General features: G+C 71.4%; 22 protein-coding genes and 2 pseudogenes. 2 read left to right on the forward strand and 22 right to left on the reverse strand.

Features of this window, described 5'->3' with window-relative positions; genetic code table 11:
- Nucleotides 1–103: 103 nt before the first annotated feature.
- Nucleotides 104–1015 (forward strand): DUF559 domain-containing protein, encoded by a 912-nt coding sequence (locus tag ACFYO8_RS04225; protein ID WP_355095063.1) that lies wholly within the window; start codon nt 104–106, stop codon nt 1013–1015.
- A gap of 556 nt (nt 1016–1571) precedes the next feature.
- Here the strand turns inward: ACFYO8_RS04225 and ACFYO8_RS04230 are convergent.
- From ACFYO8_RS04230 to ACFYO8_RS04250, 5 genes and pseudogenes are all read right to left on the reverse strand, one after another.
- A complete protein-coding gene (locus ACFYO8_RS04230; RefSeq protein ID WP_354870429.1) occupies nt 1572–2534 on the reverse strand; it encodes an aldo/keto reductase in 963 nt (320 codons plus the stop codon).
- Between the two features lie 38 nt (nt 2535–2572).
- A complete protein-coding gene (locus ACFYO8_RS04235; RefSeq protein WP_355095067.1) occupies nt 2573–3115 on the reverse strand; it encodes a hypothetical protein in 543 nt (180 codons plus the stop codon).
- 173 nt (nt 3116–3288) lie between these two features.
- Nucleotides 3289–3369, reverse strand: a pseudogene (locus tag ACFYO8_RS04240) (DNA polymerase subunit beta); the annotation flags it as partial.
- The gene (locus ACFYO8_RS04245; protein ID WP_354870424.1) at nt 3366–5045 is read right to left on the reverse strand and encodes an ATP-binding cassette domain-containing protein; all 1680 of its coding nucleotides are present in this window, start codon (nt 5043–5045) and stop codon (nt 3366–3368) included. The gene ACFYO8_RS04245 and the pseudogene ACFYO8_RS04240, both read right to left, overlap by 4 nt.
- Before the next feature lie 41 nt (nt 5046–5086).
- Nucleotides 5087–5692 (reverse strand): methyltransferase, encoded by a 606-nt coding sequence (locus tag ACFYO8_RS04250; RefSeq protein WP_354870421.1) that lies wholly within the window; start codon nt 5690–5692, stop codon nt 5087–5089.
- A 125-nt stretch (nt 5693–5817) separates the two neighbouring features.
- Here ACFYO8_RS04250 and ACFYO8_RS04255 point away from each other — a divergent pair, with 125 nt between their 5' ends.
- Nucleotides 5818–7023, forward strand: coding sequence for a hypothetical protein (locus ACFYO8_RS04255; protein WP_387256803.1), 1206 nt, complete (start codon nt 5818–5820; stop codon nt 7021–7023).
- Nucleotides 7024–7030: 7 nt separating this feature from the next.
- Here ACFYO8_RS04255 and truA read toward each other — a convergent pair whose 3' ends face one another.
- The 17 genes and pseudogenes from truA to rplF all read right to left on the reverse strand — a co-directional run bounded on the left by truA (nt 7031) and on the right by rplF (nt 17952).
- Nucleotides 7031–7864: a tRNA pseudouridine(38-40) synthase TruA gene (truA, locus tag ACFYO8_RS04260; RefSeq protein WP_354870415.1), complete on the reverse strand. Its 834-nt coding sequence runs from the start codon at nt 7862–7864 to the stop codon at nt 7031–7033.
- Nucleotides 7865–7934: 70 nt separating this feature from the next.
- The gene (gene rplQ, locus ACFYO8_RS04265; protein ID WP_354870412.1) at nt 7935–8495 is read right to left on the reverse strand and encodes a 50S ribosomal protein L17; all 561 of its coding nucleotides are present in this window, start codon (nt 8493–8495) and stop codon (nt 7935–7937) included.
- Nucleotides 8496–8529: 34 nt separating this feature from the next.
- Nucleotides 8530–9552 carry a DNA-directed RNA polymerase subunit alpha gene (locus ACFYO8_RS04270; protein WP_007073009.1) on the reverse strand — a complete coding sequence of 341 codons (1023 nt, stop codon included), beginning with the start codon at nt 9550–9552 and terminating at the stop codon, nt 8530–8532.
- Nucleotides 9553–9647: 95 nt separating this feature from the next.
- Nucleotides 9648–10274, reverse strand: a complete 627-nt coding sequence (gene rpsD / locus ACFYO8_RS04275) for a 30S ribosomal protein S4 (RefSeq protein WP_073828936.1) — start codon at nt 10272–10274, stop codon at nt 9648–9650.
- A gap of 14 nt (nt 10275–10288) precedes the next feature.
- Complete coding sequence (gene rpsK / locus ACFYO8_RS04280; RefSeq protein ID WP_013288613.1) at nt 10289–10696, reverse strand: 30S ribosomal protein S11; 408 nt, start codon at nt 10694–10696, stop codon at nt 10289–10291.
- Nucleotides 10697–10714: 18 nt separating this feature from the next.
- Entirely contained in the window at nt 10715–11095 is a 381-nt protein-coding gene (gene rpsM, locus ACFYO8_RS04285; RefSeq protein ID WP_013288614.1) for a 30S ribosomal protein S13, read from the reverse strand.
- 208 nt (nt 11096–11303) lie between these two features.
- Nucleotides 11304–11417 carry a 50S ribosomal protein L36 gene (gene rpmJ, locus ACFYO8_RS04290; RefSeq protein WP_012184307.1) on the reverse strand — a complete coding sequence of 38 codons (114 nt, stop codon included), beginning with the start codon at nt 11415–11417 and terminating at the stop codon, nt 11304–11306.
- A 90-nt stretch (nt 11418–11507) separates the two neighbouring features.
- Nucleotides 11508–11729, reverse strand: a complete 222-nt coding sequence (gene infA, locus ACFYO8_RS04295; RefSeq protein WP_007073013.1) for a translation initiation factor IF-1 — start codon at nt 11727–11729, stop codon at nt 11508–11510.
- A 232-nt stretch (nt 11730–11961) separates the two neighbouring features.
- Nucleotides 11962–12487: pseudogene (locus tag ACFYO8_RS04300) on the reverse strand (DUF1707 domain-containing protein).
- Nucleotides 12488–12579: 92 nt separating this feature from the next.
- Nucleotides 12580–13434 carry a type I methionyl aminopeptidase gene (map, locus tag ACFYO8_RS04305; protein ID WP_355093706.1) on the reverse strand — a complete coding sequence of 285 codons (855 nt, stop codon included), beginning with the start codon at nt 13432–13434 and terminating at the stop codon, nt 12580–12582.
- Between the two features lie 97 nt (nt 13435–13531).
- Nucleotides 13532–14185 carry an adenylate kinase gene (locus ACFYO8_RS04310; RefSeq protein ID WP_354870402.1) on the reverse strand — a complete coding sequence of 218 codons (654 nt, stop codon included), beginning with the start codon at nt 14183–14185 and terminating at the stop codon, nt 13532–13534.
- Nucleotides 14186–15514 (reverse strand): preprotein translocase subunit SecY, encoded by a 1329-nt coding sequence (secY, locus tag ACFYO8_RS04315; RefSeq protein WP_354870399.1) that lies wholly within the window; start codon nt 15512–15514, stop codon nt 14186–14188.
- Nucleotides 15515–15750: 236 nt separating this feature from the next.
- Nucleotides 15751–16194 carry a 50S ribosomal protein L15 gene (gene rplO / locus ACFYO8_RS04320; RefSeq protein ID WP_018784561.1) on the reverse strand — a complete coding sequence of 148 codons (444 nt, stop codon included), beginning with the start codon at nt 16192–16194 and terminating at the stop codon, nt 15751–15753.
- Nucleotides 16194–16376: a 50S ribosomal protein L30 gene (gene rpmD / locus ACFYO8_RS04325; protein WP_018784560.1), complete on the reverse strand. Its 183-nt coding sequence runs from the start codon at nt 16374–16376 to the stop codon at nt 16194–16196. The genes rplO and rpmD overlap by 1 nt, the downstream gene beginning before the upstream one ends.
- Nucleotides 16376–16990, reverse strand: coding sequence for a 30S ribosomal protein S5 (gene rpsE, locus ACFYO8_RS04330; RefSeq protein ID WP_354870395.1), 615 nt, complete (start codon nt 16988–16990; stop codon nt 16376–16378). The genes rpmD and rpsE overlap by 1 nt, the downstream gene beginning before the upstream one ends.
- Nucleotides 16991–17023: 33 nt before the next feature.
- Nucleotides 17024–17401: a 50S ribosomal protein L18 gene (rplR, locus tag ACFYO8_RS04335; protein ID WP_354870789.1), complete on the reverse strand. Its 378-nt coding sequence runs from the start codon at nt 17399–17401 to the stop codon at nt 17024–17026.
- Nucleotides 17402–17409: 8 nt separating this feature from the next.
- Nucleotides 17410–17952: a 50S ribosomal protein L6 gene (rplF, locus tag ACFYO8_RS04340; protein ID WP_018784558.1), complete on the reverse strand. Its 543-nt coding sequence runs from the start codon at nt 17950–17952 to the stop codon at nt 17410–17412.
- Nucleotides 17953–17965: the final 13 nt, after the last annotated feature.

Here is a 17965-nt window from a genome sequence, read left to right on the forward strand (position 1 = left end):
ACGCCTCCCGCCCGTACGGAAGGCCGGGTGAGGTTTTTCCAGGAACCAGCCGTCCGCCGGATTGGGACAGCGGGTGACCGTCTCCTCACGACACGCTGCCCGGATGTCCGTTCCCGCCCGCGTTCCGCGCAACCTTGCGATCCTGCCGTTCCGGGGCGGCCGCGCCGTCTCCCAAGGGCTGCTCACCTGGACGATGCTGCGCGGGCCGACGTGGATCCGCCTGCTGCCGGACGTGTACGTGCACCGGGACGGACACCGCGCCGACGACCACCGGATGTGGTGCGAGGCGGTGGCGTTGCGCCTGCCTCCGGGTGGCGTGCTGGCGGGGCGCAGCGCCGCCTGGCTGTTCGGCGCGGACGTGCTCACCCGCGACGCGCCGGTCACCGTGCTGCTGCCGACTGCTGCTCGACTGCGACCGCACCCACGGTTGCGGTTGGTCCGGTCGCCGCTGCCGGAGCGGGACCGCACCCTCGTCGGCGGTCTGCCGGTCACCACCCCGCTGCGTACCGCGTTCGACCTGGGCCGACAGGGCTCACTCGCCGAGGCGTTGGTCGCCGTCGACGCGCTGCTGCGTCGCCGGGTCGTGAAGCTGCCCGCCCTGCGGGCCTACGCCGCCGACCGGCCGGGCTGGCCGGGCGCTCCGCTGCTGCGCGAGGTGCTGGCGCTGGCCGAGCCGTTGAGCGAGTCCCCGATGGAGACGCGACTGCGGCTGCTCCTCCTCGACGCCGGTCTCGGCCCGCTCACCGCCCAGCACGAGGTGCGCGCCGGCGGACGCTTCGTGGCCCGGGTGGACCTGGCCTGGCCGGCTCTCCGCCTCGCGGTCGAGTACGACGGCGACCACCACCGGGAGCGGGCAAACTTCCGGCGGGACGTGGCGCGCCTGAACGCGCTGCGCGCGGCCGGGTGGGTCGTACTCCGGTTCACCGCCGACGACGTGCTACGCCGACCCGACGCCACTGTCGCCCTGGTACGCCAGGCCCTGGCCGAACGTCGTGCCACCGCAGCAAACCACTGATCCGCGCCCTCGGCTCGCCGCCCTCCGCACCCTCCAGCTCGCCGCCCGCAGCCCGCAGCCCCGAGTCTCGCCCCGCCGCGCCCCCGGCCCGGCCACCGCCACCCGGTGTCTGGCCGGGCCGGGCCGGGCCGGCCGAGACACCACGGGCGTCAGGAGGCCGCCCGCAGACACCTATGGCGTTCCACCCGCGACTGAATCTGGCGACGAGTGGAACGCCATGAGTGTCTCAATGCCTCCTTGACACCCATACCGTTCCACCCATCGTGGGCGCTGCCTCTGAGTGGAACGCCATGGGTGCCTGCGCGCGCGGGCGGCCCCGGTGTGCGCACGCCCGCCGAGCCGGGGCAAGCCCCGACGCTCGCACGCCGACGAGCGGACGCACCTGCGACGCGCGGGCGGACCGAACACGGGTGGACCGAACGCGCGAGCGCACGCCCGACGCGCGAGCGGGCCCGACGCGCGAGCGGACCCAACGCGCGGGCGGACCGAACGCGCGGACGGGCCGAACGCGCGCGGGCCCGACGCGCAGGCGGGCGCGTCCGCGCGGGCAGGGACGTCAGAGGATGGCGTCCAGGGCGTCCAGGTCCTCGTCGGTGGGCTGCCACGTGCCGGCTTCGGCGTTCGCCCTCACCTGCTCGGGGGTGGTGGCACCGGCGATCACCGACGTCACCGCGGGACGCGCCGCCAGGCCACCGATGGCCACCTGGAGCATGCTGATCCCGCGCTCGGCCGCGTACGCCTCGATCGCCTCGATGACGTCCCAGCGCGCGGCGGCGAGCCGCTCGGCGTACCGGCCGCCACCGGCCAGGCGGCTGCCCGCCGGGGCCGCCTCGCCGCGCGTGTACTTGCCGGTGAGCAGCCCGTTGGCGAGCGGGAAGAACGGCAGCATGCCGAGGCCGAACCGCTCGCAGGCCGGGATCACCTCGTCCTCCACGCCGCGTTCCAGCAGCGAGTAGTGGTTCTGCGCGGAGATGAACCGGGTGCGCCCCTGCGACGACGCGGTCCAGTCGGCGTCGGCGATCTGCCAGCCGGCGAAGTTGGAGTTGCCCAGGTAGCGCACCTTCCCGGCGGTCACCAGGTCGTCCAGCGCGGCGAGCGTCTCGTCGATCGGGGTGCCCGGGTCGGGCTCGTGCATCTGGTACAGGTCGATGTGATCGGTGCCGAGCCGGCGCAACGACGCCTCGACCGCGCGGGCGATGTAGCGGCGGGCGCCCCGGGCGCCGTGGTCCGGCCCGTTCGCGCCGTTCATGGCCATGCCGAACTTGGTGGCCACCACCACGTCGTCGCGGCGGCCCTTGAGCGCCTGCCCGAGCAGTTCCTCGGAGGCGCCCTGCGGCTCGCCGTAGATGTCGGCGGTGTCGAAGAAGTTGATCCCGGCGTCGAGCGCCGCGTCCACCACCGCCCGGGTGCCGTCGAGATCGAGTTTGCGGCCGAAGTTGTTGCAGCCGATACCGACTACTGACACCACGAGCCCGGAGTCGCCCAGCCGGCGATAGGTCATCTCACTCACGAGATCCACTCTATGCCCGCGGGCCGGGCGCCCAACGGGCGAGCACCTCAGCCCAGCACCTCGGCGGCCAGCACCCGGGCGGCGCCGATCGTGGCCGCCAGTTCCTCGGGGGTACGCCCCACCGCGCCCAGCAGTGCCTGCGCCCGCTCGGCGAACTCCGGCGGCGCTCCCGGCAGGCGCCCGGCCGAGGCGATCATGCCCTTCTCGTTGACCAGCCATCGTCCGGCCCGGCCGTGCAGCGCGTGGACGAGCACCCCGACCACCCGGAACAGGCAGCCGGCCACGTAGCCGGAGTCACCTCCGGCCGCGCCCTTCGCGGCGCCGTCGAGCAGCAGCCCGGCCTCCCAGCCACCGGCGACCAGCGCGGCGCCGAGCGCGGGCGGGTAGTCGACGGTCTCGGCCCGCAGCGCGGTCAGCTCGCCGGTCGGGTCGCCGAGCACCCGCCCGAGCGCCACCTCCCCGGCGTACGCGTGCGAGTAGAAGCCGAGCGGGTGCCCGGCCTGCACCTCGACCCTGTAGCGGCCGGCCCGGCAGTCCGCCCAGACCCGGTGCACCCGGTCCAGGTCGCGGTAGATCCAGTCCACGGGCACGCCGCCGACGCGCAGCCAGCCGCCACCGTCGACCCACGGCCCCAGCCGCCCGGGGCGGTGAGGTCCACCGGCCCGTCGGCGACCGAGGCGGCCACCGCGCGCAGCCCGGCCAGGTCGGGCTCACCGCGGTAGTAGAGGCCCAGGTCCCAGTCGGAGTCGGGCCGGTGGTCGCCGCGGGCGCGGCTGCCGCCGAGCGCCACCGCGACCACGCCGTCCACCGCGCACAGCCGCTCGGCCAGGTCCTGGCCGATCACCCGACGTCCCAGACCGGCTCCGGCGTCTCCACCACGTCGCCGTCGCCGCGGAACAGCACGAACCGGTCGAAGGTGCGGGTGAACCACCTGTCGTGGGTCACCGCGACCACCGTCCCCTCGAACGCCGTCAGGCCGGCTTCCAGCGCCTCGGCCGAGGCCAGGTCGAGGTTGTCGGTGGGCTCGTCGAGCAGCAGCAGCGTGGCCCCGGACAGTTCCAGCAGCAGCACCAGGAACCGGGCCTGCTGCCCGCCGGAGAGCGTGCCGAACCGCTGGTCGCCCTGCGCGGCCAGCTCGTACCGGGACAGCGCCGCCATGGCCGCGTGCCGGTCCATGCCGGCCCGGTGGTCGTCGCCGCGCCACAGCACCTCGACGAGCGTCTTGGCCATCAGCTCCGGCCGGTCGTGGGTCTGCGAGAAGTGTCCCGGCCGGACCCGCGCGCCGAGCCGGACCACGCCGCCGTGCGCGACGGGCGCGAGCGCGGCGGCGCCGTCGACAGGGGTGTTGCCGGGCTCCGGGTCGGTGCCGCCCCGGGCCAGCAGGCGCAGGAAGTGCGACTTGCCGGTGCCGTTCGCGCCGAGCACCGCGACCCGGTCGCCGTACCAGAGTTCCAGGTCGAAGGGGTACGTCAGGCCGTCCAGCTCCAACTGTTCCGCGATCACCGCGCGTTTGCCGGTCCGCCCGCCGGTCAGGCGCATCCGGATGTCCTGGTCCTTCGGGGGTACGGGCGGCGGCCCGGCCTCCTCGAACTTGCGCAACCGGGTCTGCGCGGCCTGGTAGCGGGAGGCCATCCCGGCGTTGTACGCGGCCTTCTGCTTGTACATCAGCATCAGCTCACGCAGTTTCTGGTGCTCCTCGTCCCAGCGTTTGCCCAGCTCGTCGAGGCGGGCGTGCCGGGCAACCCGGGCGGAGTGCCAGCTCGCGAAGCCGCCCGGGTGCACCCAGGCGCTGCCGCCCTCCACCGCGACCACCCGGTCGGCGGTCTGCGCCAGCAGTTCCCGGTCGTGCGAGACGTAGAGCACGGACTTGCCCGACTCGCGTAGCCGCGCCTCCAGCCAGCGCTTGCCGGGTACGTCGAGGAAGTTGTCCGGCTCGTCGAGCAGCAGCACCTCTTCCGGGCCGCGCAGCAGCAACTCCAGCGCGAAGCGCTTCTGCTGGCCGCCAGAGAGCGTGCGTACCGGCCGGTCCCGGGCGCTGTCCCAGGGCAGGCCGAGCACGATGGTGGTGACGGTGTCGAAGAGGACCTCCGCTTCGTACCCGCCGGTCTCGCCCCAGACGGCCAGCGCCTCGGCGTACGCGAGCTGGGTCTTGCCGGCGGCGGAGCTGTACTTGCCGCGGACCTCGGCCGCCCGCATGGCCGCCTCGGTCTCGGCGAGCCGCAGCCCGGCGTCGCGCAGCGCCGGCGGGGCGAGGGAGAGCGCCATGTCGGCGAGCGTGGAATCGTCCCCGATCATGCCGATGAACTGCCGCATCACGCCGAGACCGCCGGAGCGGGCGATCGCGCCGGTCTTCACCGGCAGGTCACCGGCGACCATCCGCAGCAGCGTGGTCTTGCCGGCGCCGTTCGGACCGACGAGCGCCACCTTGGCGCCCTCACCGACCCGGAACGACACGTCGCTGAACAGCTCACGCCCGTCCGGGAGGATGTGCCCGACTCCTGCCACGTCCACGTATCCCACGCGGGCATCCTGCCCGAGCCGGGCCGGTGGGCGACACCGGATTACCGGGTGACGCGCAGTACCCGGTAGCCCTTCTGGCTGGCGTGCCGTTCGACTGACCAGCCCTGCTCGGCCAGCCAGCGGTGCAGCGAGTCGCCGCCGAGGTGCCGGGCGACGACGAGCCAGGCCACGCCGTCCGGGGCGAGCCGGGGCAGCCAGCGCAGCAGCAGGCCGTGCAGTTCCGGCTTGCCGATGTGGATCGGCGGGTTGGACCAGATCTGGGTGAAGGTGACGTCGTCCGGCAGTTCGTCCGGCGCGACGGCGCGTACCCGCTCGGCGGCGCCGACCCGGGCCGCGTTGGCGGTGGTGAGGGCGCGGGCGCGCTCGTTGACGTCCACCGCCCAGACGGTGGCCTTCGGTGCGGTGGTGGCCAGGACGCAGGTGATCGGGCCGAAGCCGCAGCCGATGTCGAGCAGCGCGCCGGTGACGTCGGCGGCCGGCAGTTCGGCCTTGCGCAGCAGCACTGCGGTGCCCGGGTCGAGCCGGTCGGCGGAGAAGACGCCGCCGGCCGAGGCGAGCGTGTAGTCGCGCCCGGCGACTGTGAACTCGACCTCGCGCGGGCGGGCCGGGGTCGAGGGCTCAGCGGTGAAGTAGTGGTCGCCGGTCACGCCCGCATTCTCGCACCGGGCCGCAGCGGTTCCGGCGACGGTGTCACGGGCAGGGTCCGACGCCACTCCGCCAGAATTTCCCGATATTACCCCTGAAAGGGACAATCAGTCTTACTCTATGCCACATGGTGTACCGGTACGAGTCCGATGAGGACGCCTTCCTGGAGTACCCGAAGCCCGGGTCGGCCCCGAACGGGCCCGCAGCCACGACGCCCCCGCCCGCGGGTCCGTCACGCTCCCGCTTCCCCACGCCGTCGCTGCCCCCGCCGCCGCGCCCCACCGCGCAACCGGCGCTGCCGCCGGCCGGCCCCGACGAACAGGCCGGCCCCGACGAGCAGGCGGCCGACGACCGCGCCCCGATGCCGGCGCCACCGGCCCCGGCACCCACACCCGGACGCCCCGCGCCACCGCGGGAGCCCTCCCCGGTGCCGCAGCCCGCGCCGCCGATGCCGGCGCCCGTACCGGCCGCGGCGAACCGGCAGACGGTGCCGATCCAAGCCAGCCCGACCGCCCGCGCCGCCGCCTCCGAGCCGTCCCGGACCCGGCGCACCGAGCGCCGCGGCGGCGGCCGGTTCTGGCAGACGCTCGTCGGCGGCGCCGCCGTACTGCTCCTGCTCTCGCTCACCGGGCTCGCAGTCGCCGCACTGCTGGACGAGCGCACCGCCACGCCGCCCGCCGCCCAGCCCACACCGCAGCCGACCGAGCCGAGCACGCCGTCCGGCGGCACCGACCTGGACTCCCGGGACACCGACCAGGCGTCACTCACCGCCAATGAGGTCTTCCCGGTCAAGGACGTGGTGGTCGCCGGCGAGAAGCCGGCCTACCGGGTGCTGAAGACCCAGGCCAGCACGAAGTGCCAGGTCGCGGCCACCGGCGAGATCGCCGACCTGCTGGTCCGGCTCGGCTGCAACCAGGTCGTGCGGGGCACGCTCCGCTCCCCCGACGGCGACCACCTGATCACCGCCGGTCTGTTCAACCTCACCGACGTGGCCACCGCCCAGCGGGTACGCGACCGCATCCGGCCGCTGCTCGACGCGCGCCAGGGACGGTTCCGTGGCATGGCGGCGGGCGACGGCACCGAGGCGGTGGAGAAGGCCGCGGCCCGGGTCGCCTGGCAGGTACGCGGCCACTACGTCGCCTACTGCCTGGTCACCCGCGCCGACGGCGAGCGCCTCCCGAGCGACGACGCGACCGCCCGCGAGATCATGTACGACCTGGTCGAGCTGCACCTCAACCGGGGTGTGCTGGACCGCCGGGTGGCCACCGGAACGGCCGGGCAGCCCGACGCGGACTCGGCCGACGACAGCGCCGGTCAGCGGGGCACCGACTGAGCCGCGCTCAGCCCTCGGCCACCGGCACCCGCAACCGGCGGGTCTCCTCGGCGCGCCGGGCGTACTCGGCCGGGTCGGCCGGGTAACCCACCTCGACCAGGGCGAGGCCGTGCGCCGGCGCCACGGTCACCTCGCTGGAGCGTTCACGGCGGGTCAGCAGCCCGGCCGGCCACCGCACCGGCCGCCGACCGTCGCCGGCCACCAGCATCGCCCCGACCAGGCTGCGCACCATGTTCTGGCAGAACGCGTCGGCCTGCACGGTGGCGACCAGGATCCCGTCCGGATCACGCCGCCAGTCCAGCCGGGTCACCTCGCGCAGCGTGGTGGCGTTCTCCTTGCGCCGGCAGTACGCGGCGAAGTCGTGCTCCCCCACCAGCCCGGCGGCGGAGGCGTTCAGCGCCGCCAGGTCCAGCGGCTTCGGCCAGGCCAGAGTGTCCCGGCGGCGCAGCGGCTCGGCGCCCCACGGGGCGTCGGTGACCCGGTACTCGTAGCGCCGGAACGTGGCCGAGAACCGGGCGTCGAAGTCGGCCGGCACCTCGGTCATCGCGCGTACCCGGGCGTCGGGCGGGAGGAGCCGGGCCAGCCGGCGCAGCAACCGCCCCTCGTGCTCCCGCCACACCGCAGCCGGGAGATCGAGGTGGCAGACCTGCCCGGCGGCGTGCACCCCGGCGTCGGTACGCCCGGCCACTGTCAGCCCGGTCGCCGTGCCCGCGCCGAGCACCAGATCCAGCGTCTGCATGAGCACGCCCGCCACGGTGCGCCGGGTCGGCTGGGGCGCCCAGCCGGAGAAGTCGGTGCCGTCGTACGAGACGTCCAGCCGCAGCCGGATCCGCTCGTCCACCTCGTACCTCCTGTCGACGGCGACGGGCCCGGCACCCCCGAGGGGATGCCGGGCCCGGTCGAGCCTGATCTCAGGCCTTGTCGTTCTCGGTGGCCTCGTCGCTGTCCTCGCGGGCGGCGGCGGTGTCACCGGACGCCGAGACCGGCGCCTCGGCGTCCTGGTCGTCGGCGCTGGAGCGCGGGGTCTCCTCGGCCGGGGCCAGGGCCTCGACCTTGTCCTGCTGCGCGGCCTTGCGGGCGGCGGTCTTCTTGTTCGCCTTCGGCTCGGCGACCTGAAGCTCCTCCACCAGCTCGATGATCGCCATCGGAGCGGCGTCACCCTTGCGCGGACCGGTCTTCACGATCCGGGTGTAGCCACCGTTGCGGTTGGCGTACCGGGGCGCGATCTGGTCGAACAGGGCGTAGACCACGTCCTTGTCCTTGACGACGCCCAGCACCCGGCGGCGCGAGGCGAGGTCGCCGCGCTTGGCCTTGGTGATGAGCTGCTCGGCCAGCGGACGCAGCCGCCGGGCCTTCGTCTCGGTGGTCTGGATCTTGCCGTGCTGGAACAGCGCGGTGGCCAGGTTGGCCAGCATCAGCCGCTCGTGCGCGGGGCTGCCGCCGAGGCGGGGGCCCTTGGTGGGCGTGGGCATGCTTGGTGCTCCTCAGGTATGGCGGCAGCGCGGACTAGAGCTGCTCGGTCTCGCGGTAGTCGTCGGTGTCGTAGTCGGCCTCGCCGAAGGCGTCCACGACGTGCGCCGGGTCGAAGTTCGGAGCCGAGTCCTTCAGCCCCAGGCCCATCCCGGCGAGCTTCATCTTGACCTCGTCGATCGACTTCTGACCGAAGTTGCGGATGTCGAGGAGGTCGGCCTCGGTACGCCCGATGAGCTCACCAACGGAGTTGATGCCCTCGCGCTTGAGGCAGTTGTAGGAGCGGACGGTCAGGTCCAGCTCCTCGATCGGCAGGGCCAGGTCCGCAGCCAGCTGGGCGTCCTGCGGGGACGGCCCGATGTCGATGCCCTCGGCCGTCTCGTCCAGCTCGCGGGCGAGCCCGAACAGCTCCACCAGCGTCGAGCCGGCCGAGGCCAGCGCGGTACGCGGGCCCATCGACGGCTTGGTCTCGACGTCGATGATCAGCCGGTCGAAGTCGGTGCGCTGCTCGACACGGGTCGCCTCGACCCGGTACGTCACCTTGAGCACGGGCGAGTAGATCGAGTCGACCGGGATCCGGCCGATCTCGGCGCCCGCCTGCTTGTTCTGCGCCGCAGTGACGTAGCCGCGACCCCGCTCGACGGTCAGCTCCATGTCGAGCCGGCCCTTGCCGTTGAGGGTGGCGAGCTTCAGATCCGGGTTGTGCACCGAGACACCGGCCGGGGGCTGAATGTCACCGGCGGTCACGTCGCCCGGGCCCTGCTTGCGCAGGTACATGCTGACCGGCTCGTCGTGCTCGGAGCTGACGCACAGCTCCTTGATGTTCATGACGAGCTCGACCACGTCCTCCTTGACCCCGGGGATCGTGGTGAACTCGTGCAGCACACCGTCGATCTTGATCGAGGTGACAGCCGCACCCGGGATGGACGACAGCAACGTACGCCGCAGCGAGTTGCCCAGGGTGTAGCCGAAGCCGGGCTCCAGCGGCTCGATGGTGAACCGGGAGCGGGTCTCGTTGATCGACTCTTCGGAGAGAGACGGTCGCTGGCTGATGAGCATCTTTTCTCTTCTCTTCCGGGGCGCCCGCTATTTGACGCCCACGACACAACTGTTCCGGTGGCCCGCCCCGGAGAGCGGGCCACCGCAACGAGCCCTTACTTGGAGTAGAGCTCGACGATCAGCTGCTCCTGGACCTGGGTGTCGATCACCTGACGGGCCGGGAGCGAGTGCACGAGGATCTTCATCTGGCTCGGGATCGCCTCCAGCCACGCCGGGACGGTCCGCGAGCCGGCCTCACCCTGTGCCACCAGGAACGGGGTGAGTTCCTTGCTCTTCGCACGCACCTCGACGATGTCGTGCTCCTTGACCCGGTACGACGGGATGTCGACCTTCTTGCCGTTCACCGTGAAGTGACCGTGCTTGACCAGCTGACGGGCCATGTCCCGGGACTTGGCGTAGCCGGCCCGGTAGACCACGTTGTCCAGCCGCGACTCAAGGATCTGCAGCAGGACCTCGCCGGTCTTGGCCTCCTTGCTCACGGCCTCTTCGTAGTAGCCGCGGAACTGCTTCTCCAGCACGCCGTAGACACGACGGGCCTTCTGCTTCTCACGGAGCTGGAGCAGGTACTCCGTCTCCTTCGTGCGGCCGCGGCCGTGCTGCCCGGGCGGGAACGGCCGGGACTCGAACGGGCACTTCGGACCATCGCACTTGCTGCCCTTGAGGAACAGCTTCATCTTCTCCCGCCGGCAACGGCGGCAGTCAGCACCGGTGTAACGAGCCATCTCTCTCTAACCTCTCAGACCCGGCGACGCTTCGGCGGACGGCACCCGTTGTGCGGCTGCGGCGTGACGTCGGAGATCTGCCCGACCTCGAGGCCCACTGCCTGCAGCGAACGGATGGCGGTTTCCCGGCCGGAGCCGGGACCCTTGACGAACACGTCGACCTTGCGCATGCCGTGCTCCATCGCGCGGCGCGCGGCGGCCTCGGCGGCGAGCTGCGCGGCGAACGGAGTCGACTTGCGGGAGCCCTTGAAGCCCACCTGGCCGGAGGAGGCCCAGGAGATGACCGCACCGGTCGGGTCCGTGATGGACACGATGGTGTTGTTGAAGGTGCTCTTGATGTGCGCCTGCCCGTGGGCGACGTTCTTGCGTTCCTTGCGCCGGACCTTCTTGACGGCGGCTCCGGCACGAGCCTTCGGTGGCATAAGTCTGTGCGCTCCTAGTTACTTCTTGCCGGGCTTCTTCTTGCCGGCCACGGTCCGCTTCGGGCCCTTCCGGGTCCGCGCGTTGGTCTTGGTGCGCTGGCCACGCACGGGCAGACCACGGCGGTGCCGGATACCGGCGTAGCAGCCGATCTCGACCTTGCGGCGGATGTCAGCGGCGACCTCGCGGCGCAGGTCGCCTTCAACCTTGTAGTTGCCCTCGATGTGGTTCCGGAGCTCGACGAGCTCCTCGTCCGTGAGGTCCCGAACGCGCTTGTCCGGCGAGATGCCGGTCGCGGCGAGCGTCTCCAGGGCGCGGGTGCGACCGACCCCGAAGATGTAGGTGAGCGCGATCTCCATCCGCTTCTCGCGGGGGAGATCCACGCCGACTAGACGTGCCATGTGCGGGCGTACTCCTCGTGATGTGTGGCGGAGGTGTGGACCCGTCCCACCCCGCTACGCGACGTCCCTGTCCTTCCGGCGACGAACGCCGGCGACCGGGATGGGTCGCTGCCCGAGCGGGCCCCGGCCTCCGACCGGGGGTCAACCACGAGGGGGTACGCGCTGCGCACCCGACCGCGGCTGGGACGAGTTGGTGATGTGTGGGGCGTCAGCCCTGGCGCTGCTTGTGGCGCGGGTCGGTGCAGATGACCATGACCCGGCCGTGCCGGCGGATCACCCGGCACTTGTTGCAGATCCTCTTGACGCTCGGCTTGACCTTCACGGTTGCCTTACTTCCCATCTGGCCCGGAGCCGCGGCGGTGCGCGATCCGGACGTCGAAGACGGACACGGGTCTCCCGGCCGCCGTCAGGCTTACTTGTAGCGGTAGACGATGCGCCCGCGGGTCAGGTCGTACGGCGAGAGTTCGACGACGACCCGGTCCTCCGGCAGGATGCGGATGTAGTGCTGCCGCATCTTGCCGCTGATGTGCGCGAGCACCTTATGGCCGTTCGCGAGCTCCACCCGGAACATGGCGTTCGGCAGGGGCTCGATGACCCGACCCTCGATCTCGATTGCTCCGTCTTTTTTCGGCATGTACTCCGCTGTCCTGACGTCGGTTGCTCCGGACGGCCCACAACGTCTTACACGGGTGAACTGACCATGATCAGAAAACCCGCGCCAGCCGCGGCTCCGACTCCCACCGAAGCGCAGGGTGGGCATGGCGGAGTGGACGCTGTGCGCCGATCTGAAAGTGTACGCCGACCCGCACGCGCTCGCCAAACCGACCGGCGCGACGGTCACCCGGACGGCGCGGATATGACGCAGGTCACGTCTCCGGCAGCTCCCGCTTCGCCGCCCGGCGGGTCTCCCGCTCGACCTGCTTGCGTCGCCGCCGCTCGGCGTCCTTCTCCGGCGCCCCGGTGGCCAGCCCCTGCACGGTCTGGTAGAGCACCACGGCGCCCCACGGGCCGAGCACCCAGACCGGCCAGTAGTCGTCGACCTCGAACTCACCCTCACCGAGCTGGGAGACGAACCAGATCGCGGTGAGTATCAGCGCCACCTTCAGCCAGGGGCCCCAGACCTCCAGCAGCCAGGCGTTACGCGCGCTCAGCGCCGACCGCCCCCGGGCGGCCACGCCGCTCTCCCCCGGTCGCGCGCGGAGCCGGCAGGGAGCGCTCGGCCGGCGCGGTGCCGGGCAGGTCGGTCAGCAGCGCGTCCAGCTCGCCGTAGGTCTTGGCCCCGTACGCCTGACGCAGCCGATCGTCGTACTCGTCCAGGTCGAGCCGGCCCTCGGCCAGTGCCGTTCGAAGCCGCTCGGCGGTGGCCTCCCGGTCCGCGTCGGCCGCCCGCATCCGGTTGCGCTCATCCATGGGAACCAGCATGGCACCCGATCGCCAAGGCGGCACGGTGCGCGCCGCCGATCGGGGCGGTCGGCGGTCGGCGATCAGACGGCCGGAGAGCCGACCGACGTCTGCCGCGCGGTCACCAGATCGCCCAGGCGGGCCCGGCCGCCGTCCTCGGCGGTCAGCACCCACACGCCGTCGTCCAGCAGCGCCATCGAGTGCTCGACGTGCACCGCGATCGACCCGTCGCGGGTCACCACGGTCCAGCCGTCGGACAGCTCGACCGTACGCGGCGAGCCCATCGTGATCATCGGCTCGATCGCCAGCGCCATGCCCGGCACCAGGCGCGGCCCCTTGCCGGGACGCCCGTGGTTGAGCACGTGCGGGTCCTGGTGCATCTCGGTGCCGATGCCGTGGCCGCCGTAGCCGTCGACGATGCCGTACCGGCCGCCCTTGCGGACCGCGGTCTCGACCGCGTGGGAGATGTCGGTGAGCCGGCCCTTGCCGGAGGCCGCCCCGCGCGCCGCAGCGGCGATTCCGGCCCACATGGCGTCCTCGGCCACCGCCGTCATCCGCAGCAGCGCCGGGTCGACCTCGCCGACCGGCACCGTGACCGCCGCGTCGCCGTGCCAGCCGTCCAGCACCGCGCCGCAGTCGATCGAGATCAGGTCTCCCTCGCGCAGCACCTGCTGGGGCGACGGGATGGCGTGCACCACCTGCCGGTTGACCGAGGAGCAGATCGACGCCGGGAAGCCGTGGTAGCCCTTGAACGAGGGCACGGCGCCCGCCTCGCGGATGGTCGACTCGGCGATCGCGTCCAGGTCGGCCGTCGACACGCCCGGCGCCACCGCCTCTCGCATCCGGCGCAGGGCGCGGGCGACGACCAGACCGGCGGCCCGCATCAGTTCGATCTGCTCGGGGGTCTTCAGCTGGATGTCCAGCTGGGGACGGCGCATGGCGGTGTTCACCTTTCGTCGCGCGTACGCGGAGCAGCGGGGCACGTCGCGCGTACCCCGCTGTTCGCACTCTATCCGCCGGGTGGCGGGTGGGACCTCAGCCGCCGTACGAGCGCAGTGCGTCGATGGCGCGGACGGTGACGTCCTCCACCGGGCCGGTCGCGTCGATGCCGACCAGCCTGCCCTGAGCGCCGTAGTAGTCGACCAGCGGCGCGGTCTTCTCGGCGTACTCCCGCAGCCGGGCCGCGATGGTCTCCGGCTTGTCGTCGTCCCGCTGGAACAGCTCCGCGCCGCAGCGGTCGCAGATGTCCTCCCGGCTGGTCGCGTCGAACTCGACGTGCCAGATCTTGCCGCAGCCGCGGCAGGTACGCCGGCCGGACAGCCGCCGGATCACCTCGTCGTCGTCGACGACGAGCTCCAGCACCAGATCCAGTGCGGTGCCGAGGTCCGCGAGGAGCTTGTCCAGCGCGGCGGCCTGCGGCGTGGTCCGTGGGAAGCCGTCGAGCAGGAAGCCCTCGCTCGCGTCCGGCTCGGCGAGCCGGTCCCGCACCATGTTGATGGTGACCTCGTCGGGGACCAGCTTGCCGGCGTCCATGTAGCGCTTGGCCTCGACGCCCAGCGGCGTGCCCTGGGAGACGTTCGCCCGGAAGATGTCACCGGTCGAGATCTTCGGCACCGAGAGGTGCGCGGCGACGAACTCCGCCTGTGTGCCCTTGCCCGCGCCCGGCGGGCCAACCAGAACGAGTCGCATCTACCGCAGGAACCCTTCGTAGTTCCGCTGCATGAGTTGGCTCTCGATCTGCTTCACGGTCTCCAGACCGACGCCGACCATGATGAGCACAGCGGTGCCGCCGAACGGGAAGTTCTGGAACTGCTGGTTGTCGAGCCAGATGAAGAAGAAGTTCGGCAGGATCGCGACGATACCCAGGTAGAGCGCACCCGGCAGGGTGATCCGGCTGAGGATGAAGTCGAGGTACTCGGCGGTCGGCTTGCCGGGGCGGATGCCCGGCACGAAGCCGCCGTACTTCTTCATGTTGTCCGCGACCTCGGTCGGGTTGAACGTGATCGACACGTAGAAGTACGTGAAGAAGATGATCAGCAGGAAGTAGATCGCGATGTGCTCCGGCGCGCTCGCCTTCACGATGTGGTTCTGGATCCACGCCTGGACCTTGCCCGGGTCGTTCTGATCGAAGAACTGCAGCGCGAGCTGAGGCAGGTAGAGCAGCGACGAGGCGAAGATGACCGGGATGACGCCGGCCTGGTTCACCTTGAGCGGGATGTAGGTGGACGTGCCGCCGTACATCCGCCGGCCGATCATGCGCTTGGCGTACTGCACCGGGATCCGGCGCTGTGCCTGCTCGATGAAGGTGACAGCGGTGATGACCAGCAGGACCAGGGCGATGACGAGGAAGAACATCCCCCAGCCCTTTGTGGTCTTGATCTTCCAGCCCTCGCTGGGGAGCCGGGCCGCGATCGAGGTGAAGATCAGCACGGACATGCCGTTGCCGACGCCCCGGTCGGTGATCAGCTCACCCAGCCACATCACCACGCCGGTGCCGGCGGTCATGGTCATGACCAGGATGGTCAGCGTCAGCCAGTCCGGGATGCCGGTGCCCTTGGGCACGATCGGGAACTGGTCGCACTGGTTGTTGAACAGCTGCCCGGAGCGGGCCAGCGCCACGAACGCCGAGGACTGGAGGATGCCCAGGCCCAGCGTCAGGTAGCGGGTGTACTGCGTGATCTTGGCCTGCCCGGCCTGGCCCTCCTTGCGGAGCTGCTCCAGGCGCGGGATCACCACCGTCAGCAGCTGCAGGATGATCGACGCGGTGATGTAGGGCATGATGCCCAGCGCGAAGACCGAGAGCTGCAGCAGCGCGCCGCCGGAGAAGAGATCCAGCAGGTTCAGCACGCCAGTGCTGCCGCCCTGGATCGTGTCGAGGCACTTCTGCACGTTTCCGTACGAGACGCCCGGGCTGGGCAGCGTGGCGCCCAGCCGGTAGACCGCGATGATGCCTACTGTGAACAGCAGCTTCTTGCGCAGGTCAGGCGTACGGAACGCACTGAGAAAGGCGGACAGCAACTTCTTCCTCCTGCGCGACGCGGGCCGCCGGTGACGAATCCCTGGCGGGGCGGGGTGGTGCCGGACGGAGTGTCCGGTATCCATGGCTGGGAACGGACTCTAACAGCCCGGCCCCGGTCCGGGCAGATGCGCCCGGCTACATAAACCGAATCCGATGTTACCCGGCGCACACGTCGCCGGTAGACCATGGCGCCCGCCCAGTTGCGAACAACTGAGCGGGCGCCGTGGACATCGCCTTACAGCTCCGTGACCGAGCCACCGGCGGCGGTGATCTTCTCCTTGGCCGACGCGCTGAACGCGTGCGCCGAAACCTGGAGAGACACGCCACCGAGGTCGCCGGTGCCGAGCACCTTGACCGGGTGACCCTTGCGGACCGCGCCGGCCTCGACCAGCTCGACCGGGCCGACCTGGCCGCCGTTCGGGAACAGCTCGGCCAGCCGGTCCAGGTTGACCACCTGGAACACGACCTTGAACTTGTTCTTGAAGCCCTTCATCTTCGGCAGGCGCATGTGGATGGGCATCTGCCCACCCTCGAACGCCGGCGAGATGTTCTTCCGGGCCTTGGAACCCTTGGTACCGCGGCCGGCCGTCTTGCCCTTCGAGCCCTCACCGCGACCCACACGGGTCTTGTCGGTCTTGGCGCCGGGAGCCGGACGCAGGTGGTGCACCTTGATCGTCATTACTCGACCTCCTCGACCTTCACGAGGTGGTTGACCGTGAAGATCATGCCACGGATCTCCGGCCGGTCCTCCTTGACCACCACGTCGTTGATCCGCTTGAGACCGAGCGAACGCAGCGACTCACGCTGGTTGCGCTTGGTCCCGATCTCGGACCGGACCTGGGTGACCTTCAGGCGTGCCATCAGGACGCCACCCCCGCCCGCGACGCCAGCATGGCGGCCGGCGCGACGTCCTCGACCGGCAGACCACGACGAGCCGCGACCTGCTCCGGGGACTCGAGCCCCTTCAGAGCCGCCACAGTGGCGTGCACGATGTTGATCGGGTTGGACGAGCCGAGGCTCTTGGAGAGCACGTCGTGGATACCCGCGCACTCCAGCACGGCACGCACCGGACCACCGGCGATGACACCCGTACCGGCGGAGGCCGGCTTGAGCAGCACCACACCGGCCGCGGCCTCACCCGTGATCGGGTGCGGGATCGACTGGCCGATGCGCGGCACCTTGAAGAAGTGCTTCTTGGCCTCCTCGACGCCCTTGGCGATCGCCGCGGGCACCTCCTTGGCCTTTCCGTAGCCCACACCGACGGTGCCGTCGCCGTCGCCCACGATCACGAGGGCGGTGAAGCTGAAGCGACGACCACCCTTCACGACCTTGGCGACGCGGTTGATCGCGACGACCCGCTCGAGGTGCGGGGTCTTCTCGACGGGCGCGTTTCCGCGGCCGCCCTCACGGCGGTTGTCGCGGCGACCACCCTCGTTGCCACCGGACCCGCCGCCACGGCGCTGTTGACCTGGCATCAGCAGCCTTCCTTCTCTCTCGTGACGGGGTTTCTAGAACTCGAGCCCGGCTTCGCGGGCGGCGTCGGCAAGCGCGGCGACACGCCCCGCGTACCGGTTGCCACCACGGTCGAAGACGACCTTCGAGACGCCGGCGGCCTTGGCACGCTCGGCAAGCAGGGCGCCGACCTTGCCGGCCAGGGCGCTCTTGTCGCCCTCGGCGCCACGCAGCGAGGCGTCCATGGTCGAGGCCGACGCCAGGGTGTGACCCTTGGCGTCGTCCACGACCTGGGCCACCATGTGCCGCAGGGAGCGGGTGACGACCAGGCGAGGGCGCTCGGCGGTGCCGCTGACGTTCTTGCGGACCCGGAAGTGCCGACGCGCACGCCCGACGGCACGCTTGGCGGCGACGCCGCGGCGGCGCTTGAGCAGCGTGGCGCTCACTTCTTACCTGCCTTTCCAGCCTTGCGGCGGATGACCTCGCCCTGGTACTTCACGCCCTTGCCCTTGTAGGGCTCCGGCGGACGGATCTTCCGGATGTTGGCGGCGACCTCGCCGACCTGCTGCTTGTCGATGCCGGCCACGTGGAACAGCGTCGGCTTCTCGACAGTGAAGGTGATGCCGTCCGGTGCCGGCACGAGGACCGGGTGCGAGAACCCGAGCGCGAACTCCAGGTCCTTGCCCTTGGCGGTCACGCGGTAACCGGTGCCGGCGATCTCCAGGCTCTTGCGGTAGCCCTCGGTCACCCCGACGATCATGTTGGCCACCAGCGTACGGCTCAGGCCGTGCAGCTCCTTGGCCTTGCGCTCGTCGTTGGGCCGGTTGACGTGCAGTTCGCCGTCCTCGCCCCGCTCCGCCGTGATCGGCTCGGCCAGCACGTGGCTCAGCTCGCCCTTGGGGCCCTTGACCTTGACGGTCCGGCCGTCGATCGTGATGTCGACGCCGGCAGGCACCGGGATCGACTTACGTCCAATACGCGACATTTCTACCTGTCTC

Origin of the sequence: Micromonospora sp. NPDC005257 (assembly GCF_042872445.1) — a bacterium.
Classification (GTDB): Bacteria; Actinomycetota; Actinomycetes; order Mycobacteriales; family Micromonosporaceae; genus Micromonospora.